This window comes from Pseudomonas soli (assembly GCF_021283165.2).
Taxonomy (GTDB): Bacteria; Pseudomonadota; Gammaproteobacteria; order Pseudomonadales; family Pseudomonadaceae; genus Aquipseudomonas; species Aquipseudomonas soli.
In genome coordinates, this window is the sequence record NZ_CP128543.1 from 2,514,801 (window position 1) to 2,532,136 (window position 17,336).

The 17,336-nt window shown below is 68.7% G+C and carries 5 protein-coding genes; 3 read left to right on the forward strand and 2 right to left on the reverse strand.

Annotation, left to right across the window (positions count from 1 at the left end):
- Positions 1–47 precede the first annotated feature (47 nt).
- Together LU688_RS11815 and aroQ are read right to left on the reverse strand one after the other, a co-directional pair.
- Positions 48–893 (reverse strand): shikimate dehydrogenase, encoded by an 846-nt coding sequence (locus tag LU688_RS11815; RefSeq protein ID WP_104444049.1) that lies wholly within the window; start codon positions 891–893, stop codon positions 48–50.
- Positions 890–1,339 (reverse strand): type II 3-dehydroquinate dehydratase, encoded by a 450-nt coding sequence (aroQ, locus tag LU688_RS11820; protein WP_104444048.1) that lies wholly within the window; start codon positions 1,337–1,339, stop codon positions 890–892. The genes LU688_RS11815 and aroQ overlap by 4 nt, the downstream gene beginning before the upstream one ends.
- 216 nt (positions 1,340–1,555) lie before the next feature.
- Between aroQ and mqo the strand changes: the two genes are divergently transcribed.
- The 3 genes from mqo to LU688_RS11835 all read left to right on the forward strand — a co-directional run bounded on the left by mqo (position 1,556) and on the right by LU688_RS11835 (position 17,324).
- Complete coding sequence (gene mqo / locus LU688_RS11825; protein ID WP_031316761.1) at positions 1,556–3,130, forward strand: malate dehydrogenase (quinone); 1,575 nt, start codon at positions 1,556–1,558, stop codon at positions 3,128–3,130.
- Between the two features lie 349 nt (positions 3,131–3,479).
- On the forward strand, positions 3,480–4,628 hold the full coding sequence (locus LU688_RS11830) for a substrate-binding domain-containing protein (RefSeq protein ID WP_160290604.1): 1,149 nt from the start codon (positions 3,480–3,482) through the stop codon (positions 4,626–4,628).
- A gap of 207 nt (positions 4,629–4,835) precedes the next feature.
- Complete coding sequence (locus LU688_RS11835; protein WP_160290605.1) at positions 4,836–17,324, forward strand: putative filamentous hemagglutinin family protein; 12,489 nt, start codon at positions 4,836–4,838, stop codon at positions 17,322–17,324.
- Positions 17,325–17,336: the final 12 nt, after the last annotated feature.

Genomic DNA, 17,336 nt, shown 5'->3' on the forward strand with positions numbered 1-17,336 from the left:
CGCTCTTCCATGGGAGCGGGCATGCTCCGCGATGAGCTCCCTGGCGACTAGAACCTGGCGAAATGCGCCTGCATTCGCGCGGCATCCGCCGGGCGTCCACTGAACAGCTCGAACGCCTTGACCGCCTGGAACACCGCCATGGTGCCGCCATCGAGGGTGCGGCAGCCCAGGGCCCGGGCCTGGCGCAACAACTCGGTCTCCAGCGGGAAATAGATGATCTCCGCCACCCATAGCCGTGCGTGCAGCAACGCCGGCGGCAAGGGAGTGCCCGGCAGCTTGGCCATGCCCACCGGCGTGGTGTTGACCAGACCATCGGCGCTGGCCAGGGTCTCGCCCAGATCGCTACCGAGCATGGCACGGCCAGCGCCGAAGCGCTGCGTGAGATTGTCCACCAGTGCCTGGGCGCGGGCCGGGTCCACCTCGAACACGTGCAATTGTTCGACGCCTTCGGCCAACAGCGCATGAGCCACCGCCGCGCCTGCGCCTCCCGCGCCCAACTGCACCACGCGGCGTCTGGCCACGCCGGGCAGGCCCCGGCGCAGACCTTCGGCGAAGCCCAGGCAGTCGGTGTTGTGGCCGACCCGCCTGCCATCGCGCAGCACCACGGTGTTCACCGCGCCGATACCACGGGCCTCGTCCGACAGTTCGTCGAGCAACGGCAGGATCGCCTGCTTGAACGGGTAGGTGATGTTGAGCCCGCTGAATCCGGTGCGCTGGGCCGCGTCGAGCAACGCCGGCAGGGCGCTGTCGTCCAGGCCCAGTTGGTCGGCGTCGATCAGCCGGTACAGGTAGCGCAGCGCCTGGGCATCGCCTTCGTGTTCGTGCAGCGCCGGTGTGCGCGAAGCCTGGATGCCACGGCCGATGAGGCCGGCAAGGATACCTTGGGCGCTCATGCCGCGTGCTCGCGCAGCTGTTCGCTGAAATAGCCCAGGGCCATGCGGTAGCCCTGGCTGCCAAGGCCGCAGATCACCCCCACGGCGATGCTGGAAACGAACGACAGGTGGCGGAACGGCTCGCGCTTGTGCACGTTGGACAGGTGAACCTCGATCACCGGCAGCTCGCAGGCCACCAGGGCATCGCGGATGGCCACCGAGGTGTGGGTCCAGGCGGCGGGGTTGATCACGATGCCGTGGCAGCGGCCACGGGCGGCGTGAACCCAGTCGAGCAGCTCGCCTTCGTGGTTGGTCTGGCGGAACTCCAGTTCCAGGCCCAGCTCGCGAGCGCTGCCGGCGCACAGGCTGGCCAGGTCGGCGAGGGTTTCATGGCCGTACTGGGCGGGTTCGCGGGTGCCCAGCAGGTTGAGGTTGGGGCCGTTGAGCACGAGGATTCGGGGTGTCATGGCGGGTATCGCTTTGTTGTTTTTGAGTAGATCGATATTTGTACTATCTGGTTAGTTTCGTCAAATCCCGGAGCGTTGAAAACGGGCGATTATCGAACTCGCGCTGCTGGCCTTGTCGCGGGGCAAGGGGCCAGAAAACACAGCGACCATGCCCGAGCAAAACACTCGGCTAAGCTTGTCCTCCAGGCGCACGGAATGACCAATACGGGAGAGCACATGAACATCCAGAAAACGCCCAGATGGGCCTTGGCGGCCCTCACCCTGGCCCTGGGGCTGCATGCCCAGGCCGCCGACAGCAAGCGCGTCGATGTGCTGCTGGTGGGCGGCGGCATCATGAGTTCCACCCTGGCGGTGTGGCTCAACGAGCTGGAGCCGGGTTGGTCGATGCAGATGGTCGAGCGCCTGGACAAGGTGGCGGAGGAGAGCTCCAACGGCTGGAACAACGCCGGCACTGGCCACTCGGCGCTGGCCGAGCTCAACTACACGCCGGAGAAGGACGGCAAGATCGACATCAGCAAGGCGGTGGAGATCAATGAGTCGTTCCAGGTCACCCGTCAGTTCCTCGCCTGGCAGGTCAAGCAGGGGGTGCTGAAGAACCCGCGTTCGTTCATCAATACCACCCCGCACATGAGTTTCGTCTGGGGCGACGACAACATCCGCTTCCTCAAGAAGCGCTACGAGGCGTTGCAGGCCAGCCCGCTGTTCAAGCCGATGCAGTATTCCGAGGACCACGCGCAGATCGCCAAGTGGGTGCCGCTGATGATGCAAGGGCGCGACCCCAACCAGAAGCTCGCCGTCACCTGGACGCCGATCGGCACCGATGTCAATTTCGGCGAGATCACCCGCCAGTACGTGGGCTACCTGCAGACCCGGCCGAACTTCGACCTCAAGCTGTCCAGCGAGGTGCAGGACATCAGTCGCAACGACGACGGCAGCTGGCACGTCGAGTACAAGAACCTCAAGGACGGTGGCACCGCGACCACCGACGCCAAGTTCCTGTTCATCGGTGCCGGCGGCGCCGCGTTGCACCTGCTGCAGAAGTCGGGCATCGACGAGGCCAAGGACTACGCCGGCTTCCCGGTGGGCGGCTCGTTCCTGGTCACCGACAACCCAGCCATCGCCCAGCGCCACATGGCCAAGGCCTACGGCATCGCCGCCACCGGCGCGCCGCCCATGTCGGTGCCGCACCTGGACACCCGGGTGCTCGACGGCAAGCGCATGATCCTGTTCGGGCCGTTCGCCACCTTCTCCACCAAGTTCCTCAAGGAAGGTTCGCTGCTTGACCTGTTCGCCAGCATGTCGCTGCACAACACCTGGCCGATGGTGCGGGTGGGGGTGCGCGAGTTCGACCTGGTGCAATACCTGATCGGCCAGTTGATGCAGTCCGATGATGACCGCTTCGCCGCCTTGCAGACCTACTTCCCCGAAGCGAAGAAGGAAGACTGGCGCCTGTGGCAGGCCGGGCAGCGGGTGCAGATCATCAAGAAAGACGACAACCTGGGCGGGGTGCTGAAGCTGGGCACCGAGGTGGTCACCGCCAAGGACGGCAGCATCGCCGGGTTGCTCGGCGCCTCGCCGGGCGCCTCGACCGCGCCGCCGATCATGCTCGATCTGCTGAACAAGGTGTTCAAGGACAAGGTGGCCACGCCTGAGTGGCAGGCGAAGATCAAGCAGATCATTCCGTCCTACGGCATCCGCCTGAACGAGCATCCGGACAAGGTCCAGGAAGAGTGGAGCTATACCAGCGAACTCCTGCAACTGGCATCGCCCAGCGAGGTGGCCGCGCCCTGAAGACCCGGTCATGACCAACCGGCCACTGTGAAGTGGCCGGCACTGCCACACTGTTTTTTCTCCCCTTGGCCAAACTCCCGAGTGCCTGATCCGCCATCCTCCGGACCGTCCCCTCCCGTACCGCCTGTGCCGGCTCATGGCCAGCCCGCCACAAGCCCGAAAAGCGCCCTCAGACACCCGAGTCTTTCCCCGCCGAACTCCCGATGTTTTTTCCTTTGCCTGTCACCACAAGCTGCGAATGTTGGCCCCGTGGACAGGCCTCAGCCCCTCTGGATCAGGGTATACGGCCTGTGGCCACGGCAATGCGCGACCCACTCAACGTATGAACACGACGATAGGAGATTGCTTCATGTTTAAGCGTACTGTGATCGCCGCCTCCCTGGTGGCTGCTACCCTGGCTTCGGCCCAATCCATGGCTGCTGTTGTCGGTGGCGGCGCCACCCTGCCGGAAAACCTCTACAACGGCACCTCGAGCCTGCCGCGCCTGCTGCCGGCCGACTTCAGCTACACCGGTGTCGGCAGCGGTGGCGGCAAGACGGCGTTCCTGACCAACGCAGCGGCCTCGATCAACCAGCCAGCCGGCACCAACGTCGACTTCGCCGGCAGCGACTCGGTGCTGAGCGCTTCGGAACTGTCGACCTACAACAGCAGCAAGGCCGCCACCTGGGGCAAGCTGGTGCAGATCCCATCGGTGGGCACCTCCGTTGCCATCCCCTACAAGAAGTCGGGCGTGACCAACCTGCAACTGACCGGCGCTCAACTGTGCGGCGTGTTCTCCGGCACCACCACCACCTGGGGCCAAGTGCTGGGCACCGCCGATACCACGCCGATCAAGGTCATCTACCGTTCCGGCAGCAGCGGCACCACCGAGCTGCTGTCGCGCTTCCTGGCTGACTCCTGCCCATCGTCCTTCGTGGTCAGCAGCACCTTCACCACCGCCAACGTGGGCAGCGAACCGGCCACCTGGCAAGCCGTCGCCGGCAGCGCCGACGTGGTCAACGCGGTCAACGCCACCGATGGCACCATCGGCTACGTCAGCCCTGACTATGTCGCCACCAGCAACAACGCCGTGGTCGCCCGCGTCAGCAAGAACGCCATGGCCGCCGGCACCGCGCCGCTGCCAACCGCCGCCAACGCCCGCACCGCCCTGGGTACCGCTGTCGCCCCGAGCACCGCCGCCGACCGCGCCGACCCAAGCAAGTGGGTGCCGATCTTCAACGCCGGTGGCGTGGTACCGACTTCGGGCTACCCGATCGTCGGCTACACCAACCTGCTGGTCGGCCAGTGCTACCAGACCGCCGCCGATGCCACCGCCATCCGCAGCTTCCTGACCGATCTGTATACCGGTGCCAAGGCCGCCACCATCGCCCAGCACTCCTTCGTCAGCCTGCCGGCCGCCTACGCCGCCGAGATCAAGAAGGTGTTCCTGGACAACGGCTACAACGAAGGCACCAACATCGCCAACGCTTCGGTCTGCAACGGTATCGGCCGTCTGTAAGCGTCACGCGAAGCGCCAGGCCCGCAACGGGCTGACAACCGACGGTGGCCGGCACGGCACCGTCGGTTTTCGCGTGTGCGCGTACCCCAGGCAGATGAACTTTGCATGACAAAGCTTCGGTCTGCGGCCAGGCCGACTGCCTTATGGCAAAGCGGCATCACCGCCGCACCGACCTGCCTTCCATGACCCTGCACAAGGAACCCTGCAATGTCGCGCGGCCAGCACCAGCCAGACCTACCAGCCACCGTCGCCCACCGGCGTCGCCAGCCTGCAGGCCACGCGCCGATGCTGCTCAAGCCCCTGGCCCAGGCCATCGCGCTGCTGTTGCTGTCAGGCACGGCCCAGGCCGCGCAGCCGTTCAGCTCGGCCTGGTTCGCGGCCAAGGGCGCGGCGCCCGCAGCCGGTGGTGGCGCTGCAGGTGGCCAAGTGCAGGTGCCCGGCGCGCCGCCACCGCTGGCCCAGCAGCAGCGCCTGCAGCAACGGTTCCAGCGCTCCCTGGGCAACCTCGACAACACCGTGGCCGCCATCGCCGCGCAGCAGGCGGCTCAGGCCGCCGGCCGCACCTTGGCGCAGGTGCAGCCGCAGACCGTGCCCAACGGCCTGGGCGAGGGCGGTCTGAAGGTCGACGAGAACCCGTTGACCAAGGGTTGGCAGAACGCCAAGGCGCCGCAGCAGAGCCAGGTGGGCGGCAAGACCCAGGTGCTGATCGAACAGACCGCCGACAAGGCGATTCTCAACTGGGAGACCTTCAACGTCGGCCGCGACACCACGGTCAAGTTCGACCAGCAGGCGCAGTGGGCGGTGCTCAACCGGGTCAACGACCCGAATGCCCGGCCGAGCCAGATCCACGGCCAGATCGAGGCCCAGGGCACGGTGATGCTGGTCAACCGCAATGGCGTGGTATTCGACGGCAGCAGCCAGGTCAACGTGCGCAACCTGGTGGCGGCGGCGGCGCAGGTCAGCGACGAGCAGTTCCGCGAACGCGGGCTGTATGTCGACAGCAACGGCAGCCAGGCCACCTTCACCCAGGCCGGCGGCAAGGTCGTGGTGCAACGTGGCGCGCAACTGCAGACCCGCGCCCCAGCCACCTCCACCGAGGGCGGCGGCTATGTGCTGCTGTTGGGCAGCGAGGTGAACAACGAAGGCCAGATCATCACACCCCAGGGCCAGGCAACGCTTGCCGCCGGTGACGACTTCTACATCCGCCGGGGCAGGGGCACCCAGGCCAACGCCTTCTCCACCACCCGTGGCAACGAGGTCGCCAGCAGCCTGAAGCCCGGCAGCAGCAGCGGCAGCGTGGTCAACAACGGACTGATCCAGGCGGCAGGCGGTGATATCACCCTGACTGGCCATGCCGTGCGCCAGGATGGCGTGGCCCTTGCCAGCACTGCGGTTGACAGGCGCGGCAGCATCCACCTGCTCAACCCGGCCAGCGACACCAGCGGCTCGGTCAGTTTCGGCAAGGGCAGCGTCACCGCCGTGCTGCTCGACGACAGCCAGGCCCTGGACAGCCAGCGCGAGGCCTCGCGGCAGGGTGTGGATGGGGTCAGCGGCAACAATGCCACGGGCCGCTTCGACAACCTGAGCAAGGTCATCGACCGCCCCGAGCAGTCGCGGGTGGAGGTGGTCAGCGGCGGCACCGTGCATTTCCAGGAGGGCGCCCTGACCCTGGCCACCGGCGGCCAGGTGGCCGTCAGTGCCGGGCTGCGCAGCCTGGTGGACGATGGCGCGCGCATCGACGTGGCCGGGGCCCTCGGGGTCAAGGTGGCGATGGAAAGCAATGTCATCAAGATCAATGTGCAGGGCAACGAACAGCGCGATGCGGCCGGCAACCGTGACAAGGGCGGCCTGATCAACCGCGATGTGTGGGTGGACGTGCGTGAGCTGGTGCATGTCGAGAAAGGCATCAACGGCTATGCCAGCGAGCGCTGGTACACCGCCGGTGGCCTGCTCGAGGTGGGCGGTTACCTGGGCACGCGCAACCACAGCGTCGGCGAGTGGATGGCCCAGGGCGGTACGGTGACCTTTACCGGCCAGGACCTGGTGACTCGCGCCGGTGCCGAGATCAACCTGTCCGGCGGCACCCTGGCGGTGCAGGACGGCTACATCCGCCAGAGCTGGCTGCGCGGTGAGGACGGCCGCCTTTACGAACTGTCGAGGGCCCCGGGCGACCTGCTCTACACCGGCCTCTACAACGGCTACGAGGCGCACAGCGCGCGCTGGGACCAGACCCGCACCTTCTACAACCCGCTGATTGCCCCCGGTCAGCGTTACGAGCAGGGTTATACCGTGGGCCGCGACGCCGGCAGCCTGGTGGTGGCGACCCAGAGCGCGCTGCTCGATGGCCAACTGATCGGCCAGACCTGGCAGGATGAGCGCCAGGTGCAGGCGCCGGTACGCGGGCGTGACGGCTATCGCCAGGTACACACTGCCCGGGCCCAGGGCGCGCAACTGGTGATCGGCCAACAGCTGCCCGGCTACCTCAGCGACGCCAAGGAGCTCGGCTTCAGCCTGACCCCGGTCATGCAGCAGGTGCTGATACGCCAGGGCGCCGGGGGGCAGAGCGCCGACGTCGGCCTGCAGGCACCGTTGGCTGAGCGGCGCCGTGGCCAGCTGGCAATCGACAGCGACTGGCTCAACGGATTGGAGCTAGGTGGTTTGAGTGTTGCCGCCCAGCGGCGCATCGAGGTCGATGATGCCGTGCGTCTGGCCGATGGCGGCAGCCTGACCCTCTATGCCCCGCAAGTCCAGGTCAATGCCGACCTGACCGCCAGGGGCGGGCAGATGGCCTTGGGCGATGTGCTCCGCCAGCGTGTTCTCGCCAGCCTGCAGGACCAGGCGCTGGCCACCCCGGCAGGGCTGCGCGCGCAGGTCGGCGTGGGCGCCGGGGTGCGCCTGGATGTCAGCGGTCTGCGCAGCGAGGGCACGGACTCAGGCGAGCGCGCCTGGCGCAACGGTGGCAGCCTGAGCCTGCGCAGCAGCGGCGATGTGCTGCTGGACAGCGGCAGCGTGATGGACGTGTCCGGCGGCGTGGTACGCGGCGAAGCCAACCGCCTGCTCGGTGGCAGTGGCGGCAGCCTGACCTTGCACAGCAGCGCGTTGAACAGCGCCGGGACCGGGCGGATGCGCCTCGACGGTGAGCTGCGCGGTTACGGCAGCAGCGGTGCGGGCACCCTGACCGTGGCCGCCGAGCGGGTGAGCGTGGGGGGGAGCGCGCAGGGCGAGACCGGCGTGCACCTGGCCGAGGACTTCTTCAACCGTGGTTTCGCGCATTACGCCATCACCGGCAACCATGGCCTGAGTGTGGCCGCCGGCAGCCGTATCGACGTCACCCGGCCGGTGGAGCAGCTCGACGCCAGCCGGCCGCTCGGCGATCCGGCGCTGATCGTGTTGGCGCCGCCGTTGGCGCAGAACGCGGTGGCCGGCAAGCTGGAGCCGCGCGCCGGCGCGAGCCTGGCCTTGGCGGCGGGTGATAGCCGCTTCGACCAGGCGAGCCGTGAAGCGGCGGTGCTTGAGGTCGGGCGCGGCGCGACGATCAGCGTCGACCCCTTGCAGTCCATCAGCCTGACCAGCACCGCGCAGTTGAGCCTGAACGGTACCCTCAATGCCTGGGGCGGCAGTGTCAGCCTGCTGCAGCAATGGTTGCCGACCATGGACTCCGGGGTGACGGAAGGGGCGCACCAACGCTCGATCCGCCTGGGTGACCAAGCCCTGATCGATGTGTCCGGGCGGGCGTTCAGCGCCCTGGATGCGCAAGGTCGCCGTTATGGGCGGGTCGACGCTGGCGGCAGCATCGTCATCGGCGGGCAGATCGACCATGACCAAGGTACCAGCAACGGCGCCTACCTGTTCCTGGACATGGCCGAGGGCGCTCGCCTGCGCGCCGATGGTGCCCAGGCCACGCTGGATATCCGTGGCCAGGGGCCGCTGGCCATGGCCAGCAACGGCGGGCGCATCAGCCTGGCGTCGAGCCACGGGCTGCGCCTGAACGGCAGCTTCAGCGCTGCTTCCGGTGGCCTTGGCGCCGCAGGCGGCAGCCTGGAGGTGGCGCTGGATAGTGGTCTCTACCTCAACGGTAGCCTGGTCGACGGAGTCAAGGCTCCCCGCGAGCTGGTCCTTGCCCAGGGCGCGGCCAACGTCGAGGACGGCCCGCTGCGCTATGGCCAGGGACGGCTCGACGTCGCCAGGATCAACGCAGGGGGCTTCGACAGCCTCTCGCTGCTCAGCGACGGCGTGGTGGCGTTCGACGGCGACCTCGACCTGCGCATGGCCCGCGGCCTGCAGCTGTACACCGGCTCGCTGGTGCTGGCCCAAGGGAGCGCCGGCGACGCCCGCGTCCACCTGCAGGCGCCCTATGTGCGGCTTGCCGGCAGTAACCATCGCAGCGCCGACCAGGCGACCCGGCCGACCCTCAAGGGTGGGCTGTCGACGCAAGGCAGCGCGGCGCTGTTGCAGGTCGATGCCCACCTGCTGGACCTGCGTGACGCCGTGACCCTCGGCGCCCATGGCAGCCTGGCGCTGGCCGCCGGTGGTGTATTGGACTTCGACCGCCGTGGTTTTGCCCTTGGCAGCCTGCGCAGCCAGGGCGACCTGCGGGTACTGGCCAAGGTCGGCGAAGGCACCGACAGGACCTTGCTGCGCAGCAATGCCGACCTGGAACTGCTCGCTGCGCAGATCTACCCGACCACCGGCGCCTTCGGCCAGATCGAGACGGGCAGCGACGCCACCTTGCGCATCGGCAGGGCCGGGCAAGGCACACCCGACCAGCCGTTCTCGGTGTTCGGCCGGCTGGCGCTGGTCGCCGGCAGGGTCGAGCAGGGCGGTGTGCTGCGCGCGCCCCTGGGCGGGTTGTCGCTGGGGCAGGAAACGGGGGGCACCAAGTCCGTCACCCTGCTGCCGGGCAGCATCACCTCGGTCAGCGCGGCAGGGCTGGTCATGCCCTACGGCGGGACGGTGGATGGCCTGAGCTACCTATTCGCAGGCCAGGCGGTGAAGCTGCTGGGCGCGGCGGGTGACAGCCTGTATGGGGTATCGCTCAACGGCAAGTCCATCGACATCCACCTGGACGCGCTGATCGACCTGTCCGGAGGCGGCACGTTGACCGGCGCCGGCTTCGTCTCCGGGCGTGGCGGCTCCACCGACGCCCGCTACCACCCGCTGATGCAACTCGATGGCGAGGGCCGCCTGGTCCTGCCCACGCTGGGCAGCAACCCGGTCTACGCCATTGTGCCGAGCTTCACCGGCCCTTATGCGCCGGTGACCGGCGAGGCCGGCGTGACGGCGCCGGGGATCGGCCAGCAGATCACCCTGGATGGCAGCGTTCCAGGCCTGGCGGCGGGCACCTACACCTTGCTGCCGGCCAGCTTTGCGCTGCTGCCGGGGGCGTTCAGGGTCGAGCTCAATGGCCTGGCCATGGCCGGGGGCAGCGCTGCCAGCCTGGCGATGCGCAACGGCTCCTGGACTACCACGGGCAGCCTGTCGGTGGCCAACACCGGTATCCGCCAGCCGCTGTCGAGCCAGGTGATCCTGACCTCGGGCGACGTACTGCGGCGCTATTCGCAGTACAACGAAACCTCCTACGCCGCGTTCGCCCGTGCCGATGCCGTGGCCAAAGGCGTGCCGCGCGCGGCGATCGAGGCCGATGGCAAGTGGCTGAACCTGCGGGTGCAGGGCAATACCGAGGCCGCCAGTACCTTGCGCGTCGCTGGTCGGGTGAACTTCGCCGCCGCCGAAGGCGGTCATGCCGGCAGCGCGGCGGTGTTCGGCGCCCGTGGTCTCGAAGTGGTGGCCGATGGTGGCGCCGGCCAGGCCAGTGGCGAGAACATCGCGGTGTTGTCGGCCCGCGAGCTCAATGCCCTGCAGGCACCCCGGCTGACCTTGGGCGGCCGCGCCAATGTGCTCTACGGCCAGGGCGGCAACCAGATGACCTTCCTCGAAGGCACCAGTGATATCTGGTTGCGTTCGGGGGCGGTGCTGCAGGCCGGTGAAGTGTTCCTGACCAACAACGACCCGCGTGGCGGCATCGTCGTCGAGCAGGGGGCCGGGATCGTCACCCTTGGCCGAGGCGCGGTGCCGTTCGATGCCAATGACGGCTACTTCATCAACAGCAACGGCCGTGCCTTGCTGGCGGTGTCCAATGGGCGGCTGGATGTGGTGTCGTCGCAGTTCACCAGCAGCTGGTCGCCGGGCTCCATCCTGATTGGCGGTTGCAGCGCCGGCGGTTGCCAGGGCACCACCCGGCTGTATTCGGACGGCTCGTTGTTCGCCGCCACCGACAAGACCTTCAGCCTCGATGACGGGGTGGCCTTCGGGACCCGGCACCTGGGCCTGGCGGTCGGGCGGATCAACGTCGGCAGTGCCGACGCGCTGGCTCGCGCCCTGGCGGACGGCGTGCTGGGCCAGGGCCTGACCCTCAACCAGCAGGTGCTCGACCGCCTGCTGCAGGGCAGCCCGGCCGAGGCTGTGCCGGCACTGGAGACCCTGACCCTGGCGGCGTCCGACTCGCTGAACTTCTTCGGCACCACGGCGCTCGACACCTACGACCCGGTCACCGGCAAGAACCGCCTGCAGGCGCTGGTGCTCGGCGTGCCGGCCATTTATGGCCATGGCCAGGCCGGCGACCGGGCGACCATTCGCACCGAACGGCTGATCTGGAGCGGCACGCGCAACGCCGCGGGCGCGCCGATCGCGGGCGGGGCCGGCAGTGGCGATGGCCTGCTGGCAATCCGTGTCAAGGACCTGGAGTTCGGTTACGGCACCAACAGCCAGCCCGATGGCAGCGCCGACATGGCGCGCCAGACCCTGGGCTTCAGCCGCGTGGAACTGCACGCCAGCCATCAGGTGAGCGCCAACCACAAGGGCAGCCTGCTGGTCCACCACCGCCGTGGCGACTACCAGGCCAACGGCAGCTTCGCCTATAGCGGTGGTGACCTGCTGGTGGACACACCGCTGTGGACCGGCAGCGCCGGCTCGCTCAATCGTATCGAGGCCGGTGGCACCCTGCGCGTGCAGGGCGGCGGTGGCTTGCTTGCCAGCGGTCGTCAGGCCCTGGGCGCCGAGCTGAGCCTGAAGGCGCGGCAACTGCTGGTCGATGGCACCTTCAGCCTGCCCAGCGGCCGCCTGACCCTGCAGGCGCTGGACGACCTGCGCCTGGGCGACGCCGCGCGGCTGGACCTGGCCGGGCGTACCTTGACCCTCAATGACGTGACCCAGCACAGCTGGGGCGGCGAGCTGGTGCTGGGCAGCCAGTTCGGCAATATTCACCAGGCCGCTGGCGCGTTGATCGATCTCAGTGCCCGCGGCAACCGCGCCGGGCGCCTGACGGCCATCGCCCTGGGCGAGCAGGGCGGGCGCATCGAGCTGCTCGGCCAGATCCTTGGCGCGGCCAGTGGCCGTTACGACGCTGCCGGCACGCAGGTCCCGTACGCGGGCGGGGTGGTCGATATCCGCGCCCGGCAGCTGGACGACTTTGCCGGCCTCAACCAGCGCCTGAACCGCGACCAGGTGTTCGGTGCGCGCAGCTTCCAGATCAAGCACGGCGACCTGATGATCGGCGATGAGCTCAAGGCCCAGCAGATCAACGTGTCGCTGGACAACGGGCAGCTCACGGTCAACGGCCATGTCGATGCCAGCGGCGAGCAGGTCGGCAGCATCCGCCTGGCCGCCAATCGAGGCCTGACCCTGGGCGCCGGAGCCTTGCTTGACGCCCATGGCAGTGTGCTGCGGGTCGACAGCTACGGCGCAATTATCGATGCGCCGAACCGTGCCGTGGTCGAGCTCAACAGCGGCCAGGGCCAGTTGACCCTGGCCAGCGGCGCACGCATCGACCTGCGCCACGGCATCGCCTCCGGGCAGGGCGATGGCCGCCAGCGCGGCACGCTGGAGCTGATCGCCCCACGCCTGGGCGGCGATACGGCGGGCGACATCGCCATCGACGTGCGTGGTCCGGTGGACATTCTCGGCGCGCGCTCCATCGCCGTGATCGGCAACCAGCGCTACATCGACGCGGCGCCGGGCGGCACCTCGGCCAGTGGCCGACCGATCCAGGTCATCGACCAGGACTACTTGACCCGCAAGCACGACCTGAGTGTGCTGTTCATCGACAACCTGCTGCGCAACCGCGAGCTGCTCGACGTGCGCCTGGCCGGGCTGAACAATGCCCGCTACGCCCAGGCCCTGCACCTGCGCCCGGGTGTGGAGATCGCCACGGTCGATGCCGGCACCGACCTGGTGGTGCAGGGTGACCTGGACCTGTCCGGCCACCGCTACGCCAGCCTCAACCCGCTGACGCCGAAGACTGGCGTTTACGGTTCGGGCGAGGTAGGCAACCTGGTGCTGCGCGCCGGCGGCAACCTGGAGGTGTATGGCAGCATCAGTGACGGCTTCATGCCGCTGGACCTGGCCAGCGACGAAGCGCGCATGGACGGCAAGGGCTGGTTGCTGCTGCCCGGCAAGCAGCCGTTCGACAGCGACCTGGTGATCCCGCGCAGCGGCGTGGAGCTTGCCGAGGGCACGCAGTTCCCCGAAGGCAGCCTGCTCAACTTCGACCTGCCGTTCGCCGCCACCACCTTGCCGGCCAACCTGCGCCTGCCCAGCGCCATGAGCCTGTCGGCGCCGCTGACCCTGCCCGCGGGCACGGTACTCGAGGCCGCGGTACGTGACGCTGGCGGCAACTTGTTGTACGCCGCCGGCACGCTGCTGCGCGAGGCGGTCTCCCTGGGTTCGGGCACGCGCCTGGACGCCGGCAGCCGCCTGCCAGTCAGCGTGGCTGTGCAGGGCGGTATCTGGAGCAAGGGCATTGCCCTGCCCAGTGGCGGCCTGACCCAAGGCAGCGCGCTCACCCTGGCCGTGGGCTCGCGGCTGCCGGCGGGCACCGATGTCAAGCTCGCCGCAGGGGTCGACCTGATCGAGCTGCGCCCCGCAAGCAATGGCCAGCAGGGGCGTAACTGGGCGCTGGCGCAGATGTTGCCGGCAGGCTCGCAGTCGTGGTCGATGCGCCTGGTGGCCGGCGCCGACCTGGACGCCGCCGACAGCCGCATCACGCGTCCCGACATCGATGCCGGCGTGCTGCGCCTGGCCGACCTGCACTACATCGCGCAGCAGAAGCGCAGCGGGGGCGGGGCTGGCGGCACCGGCATGGTCTGGGGACCGGACAACACCTACGGCATGGAACCCGGTACCCCGGTCGCCCCCGAGGACCTGGCGCTGTGCGACATCGCCGGTTGGTGCGAGCCGGCGGTGAAGAGCATCAAGGTGTGGGGCCCCGACAACACCTACGGCATGGAACCGGGCACGCCGGTGGCGCCCGAGGACCTGGTGTTGTGCGACATTGCCGGCTGGTGCGTGGACCAGGCGCTGGGGGGCAAGAAAATCTGGGTCTGGGGGCCGGACAACACCTATGGCATGGAGCCCGGCACCCCGGTGGCCGACGCCGACATGGAGCTGTGCTCCATCCCCGGCTGGTGCGTGGAGATCGACGCGCCGACCGAGCCCGAGCGCATCGAGGTCACGCCGCAGACCCTGATGTTCAGCGTGTTGCGCACGGGTACCGGCGACCTTGACCTGCTCAGCGCCGGTGACTGGCGCATGGACTCGCTGTTCGGCGTCTACACCGCCGGCACCCAGGCGCCGCCGCTGTGGCGCGACGGCGTCGATCCGCATCAGCTGGCCCGTGGCCGGCTGGCCGATGGCAGCTTGCTCGGCAGCGCCGGCGCGCCCTATGAGGCGTTGACCGAAAGCCTGTACCGCGCCTGGTATCCGGAGCAGGGCGGCAACCTGCGGATCACGGCCGGGGGCGATCTTACCGGCAACCTGGTGGCGAGCAAGACCGGCGGCGCCCTCTCCAGGCCGCAAGTAGCATCGGCCGCGTTGGGTAACTGGCTGTGGCGCCAGGGCCAGACCAGCGCCGATACCCCGGCGGCGTGGTGGGTCAACTTCGGTACCTTCGCCCAGCAGCCCCAGGCCTCGGTGGCCGAACCTTGGCTGGTGGGCTTCACCGGCATCGGCACCCTGGGTGGTGGCAACCTGGACGTCGGCGTGGGTGGCTCGGCCGGCCTGTTGCAGGCCAGCAACACCGCGGGCGTCGAGGCCGAGCGCAGCCAGGGCCTGAACCTGGTGGTCGGCGGCAGCGGCCGGATCGCCGAGGATGGTCGCCTGGTGCAGACCGGCGGCGGCGACCTGAACCTGCGGGTGGCCGGTGGCATCAACCCGGCGTCCGCGGCCCTGGAGATGGCGCGGGTCACCCCCGACCTGGGCGGCACGCTGGTCAACCTTCGCGGTGCCCTGAATGTCCAGGCGGGCAGCGTCGGGGTGGTCAGGCAGGTGTATGGCAGCAGCTTTGCCTTTAATGACAGCAGCGAGTCGCGCGCCTACGACCCGTATACCTCGACCAAGGCCGCGGCACTGGGTGGCCTGACGCTCATGCCCGGTGATGCCGCGGTGCGCCTGGACAGCCGCGGCGACCTGGTGGTGCAGGGTGTCGGTGACCCGGGCCGGGTGCCGCAGTTCAACATGACCGGCTTCCTCGGCGACAACGGTGTGCGCTACACCGGGCAGGGCAACAGCTGGTTCTCGTTGTGGCGCGAAACCACCGCCGTGGACATGCTCGCCCTGGGCGGCAATGTCACGCCGGTGAGCTTCGATGAGCTGCGTCCGGGCCGCAACCTGCCGCTCTACGGTGGCCGTCTGTTCTACCCGACGGCGCTGCGGGTGACGGCGGCCAACGGCAGCCTGTACTACGGCGGTTCGGCCAGCGAGCGCGGCATCGCCACCTCCGCCTATTCGCTGATGACCGCGCCCTCGGCGCGCAGCGACCTGCAGTTGATCGCTGGTGAGTCGATCTATGCCGGCGGCTATGTGATCAGCCAGGCGGGCACCGACACCTCGGCCATCGCCACGCCGCAACGGCCGGCAATGCTTGGCCAGGACTTCTCGTACGTGTACCGGGCCAGCAACCTGAGCGCGGATATCGCCGCGAGCCTGGATGCGTCGCCACTGTTCACCTACGGCCTGAACACCTACAAGGCCGGGTCGCGGCCGCAGACACCGGCGCGCTTCTATGCCCTGGCCGGGGATATCGTCGGCTTGAACAGCGGCGAGATCATCGAGTACCAGCAGACCGGGCTCAAGCTGTACCAGGGCGCGGGGCCGGTGCGGGTGATGGCGGGGCGCGACATCGTCAACGCCGGCAAGGCGCTGGGTGTCGAGCGCTTCGGCGCGCCAGGCATGGTGGCGGGGGACCAAGGCAACGTCTATTCCTCGGGCAACCTGGTCATCCATGGCGATGCTCTGGATGTCTCGCTGATCAGTGCCGGGCGCGACATTCGCCTGAGCACCTTCAATGTCGCCGGCCCTGGCCTGCTGGAAGTGGTCGCCGGGCGCAACCTGTTCCAGTCCGGCCAGGGCGTGGGCTCGGCTTATCAGGAGGCGGCGATCAACAGTGTCGGTCGGGTCGATGGCAGCGGTGGCGGTAACGACGGCGCGGCCATCGCCATCGTTGTCGGCGCCGGCAAGACCGGGCCGAACTATACCCGCCTGCTCGGGCGTTACCTGGGCACGGAGCAGACCCCGACGGACCAGCCGTTCAAGGTCTACGACCAGGAGCTGCAGGCCTGGCTGCGCGAACGCTTCGGCTTCATCGGCGACAACGCCGCAAGCCGTGCCTATTTCGCCGCCTTGCCCGCCGAGCAGCAGCGCATCTTTGCCCGGCAGGTCTACTTCAGCGAGCTGCGTGAAGGCGGGCGCGAGTACAACGACTTCAACGGCCCGCGTACCGGCAGCTACCTGCGCGGTCGCCAGGCGATCGCCGCGTTGTTCCCCGACAAGGACGTGGCTGGCAATTCGATCCGCTACGACGGCAGCGCCACCTTCTATGGCGGCGCGGGTATCCACACCGATTTCGGCGGTGGCATCCAGGTGCTGACCCCGGGTGGCCAGCAGGTGTTCGGCATCGAGGGCGAAGCGCCGCCGTCCACCGCCGGGGTGATCACCCAGGGCAGCGGCGATATCCAGCTGTACTCGCAGGGCAGTATCCTGCTCGGCCAGAGCCGGATCATGACCACCTTCGGCGGCTCGATCCTCGGCTGGTCGGCCCAGGGCGACATCAACGCCGGTCGCGGCTCGAAGACCACCGTGGTGTACACGCCGCCCAAGCGCACCTACGACCTTTGGGGCAACGTCGGCCTGGCGCCGAGCGTGCCGAGCACCGGTGCCGGTATCGCCACGCTCAACCCGATTGCCGAGGTGGCGCCGGGGGATATCGACCTGATCGCACCGTTGGGCACCATCGATGCCGGCGAGGCGGGGATCCGCGTGTCGGGCAACGTCAACATCGCCGCGCTGCAGGTGGTCAACGCTGCCAACATCCAGGTCCAGGGCGATGCCCAGGGCATGCCGGTGGTGGCCGCAGTGAATACCGGGGCGATCGCTTCGGCCAGCGCCGCGGCGTCGTCGGCGAGCCAGGCGGCCGAGGAGGCGGGCCGCCAGCAACAGGCCGCGTCGCGCCAGCGCCTGCCGTCGGTGATCACCGTGCAGGTGCTGGGCTTCGGTGGCGAGCGGCTGGTGCCGGGGCAGGACGGGGCGAGCCTCAACCCGCAGTACAACCGCCAGAGCCCGGTCCAGGTGCTGGGCGCGGGGGCGCTGGATGAGCGGGCCAAGGCGCAATTGACCGAGGAGGAGCGGGGCAACCTGTTGCTGTGAGGGGCCGCGCCA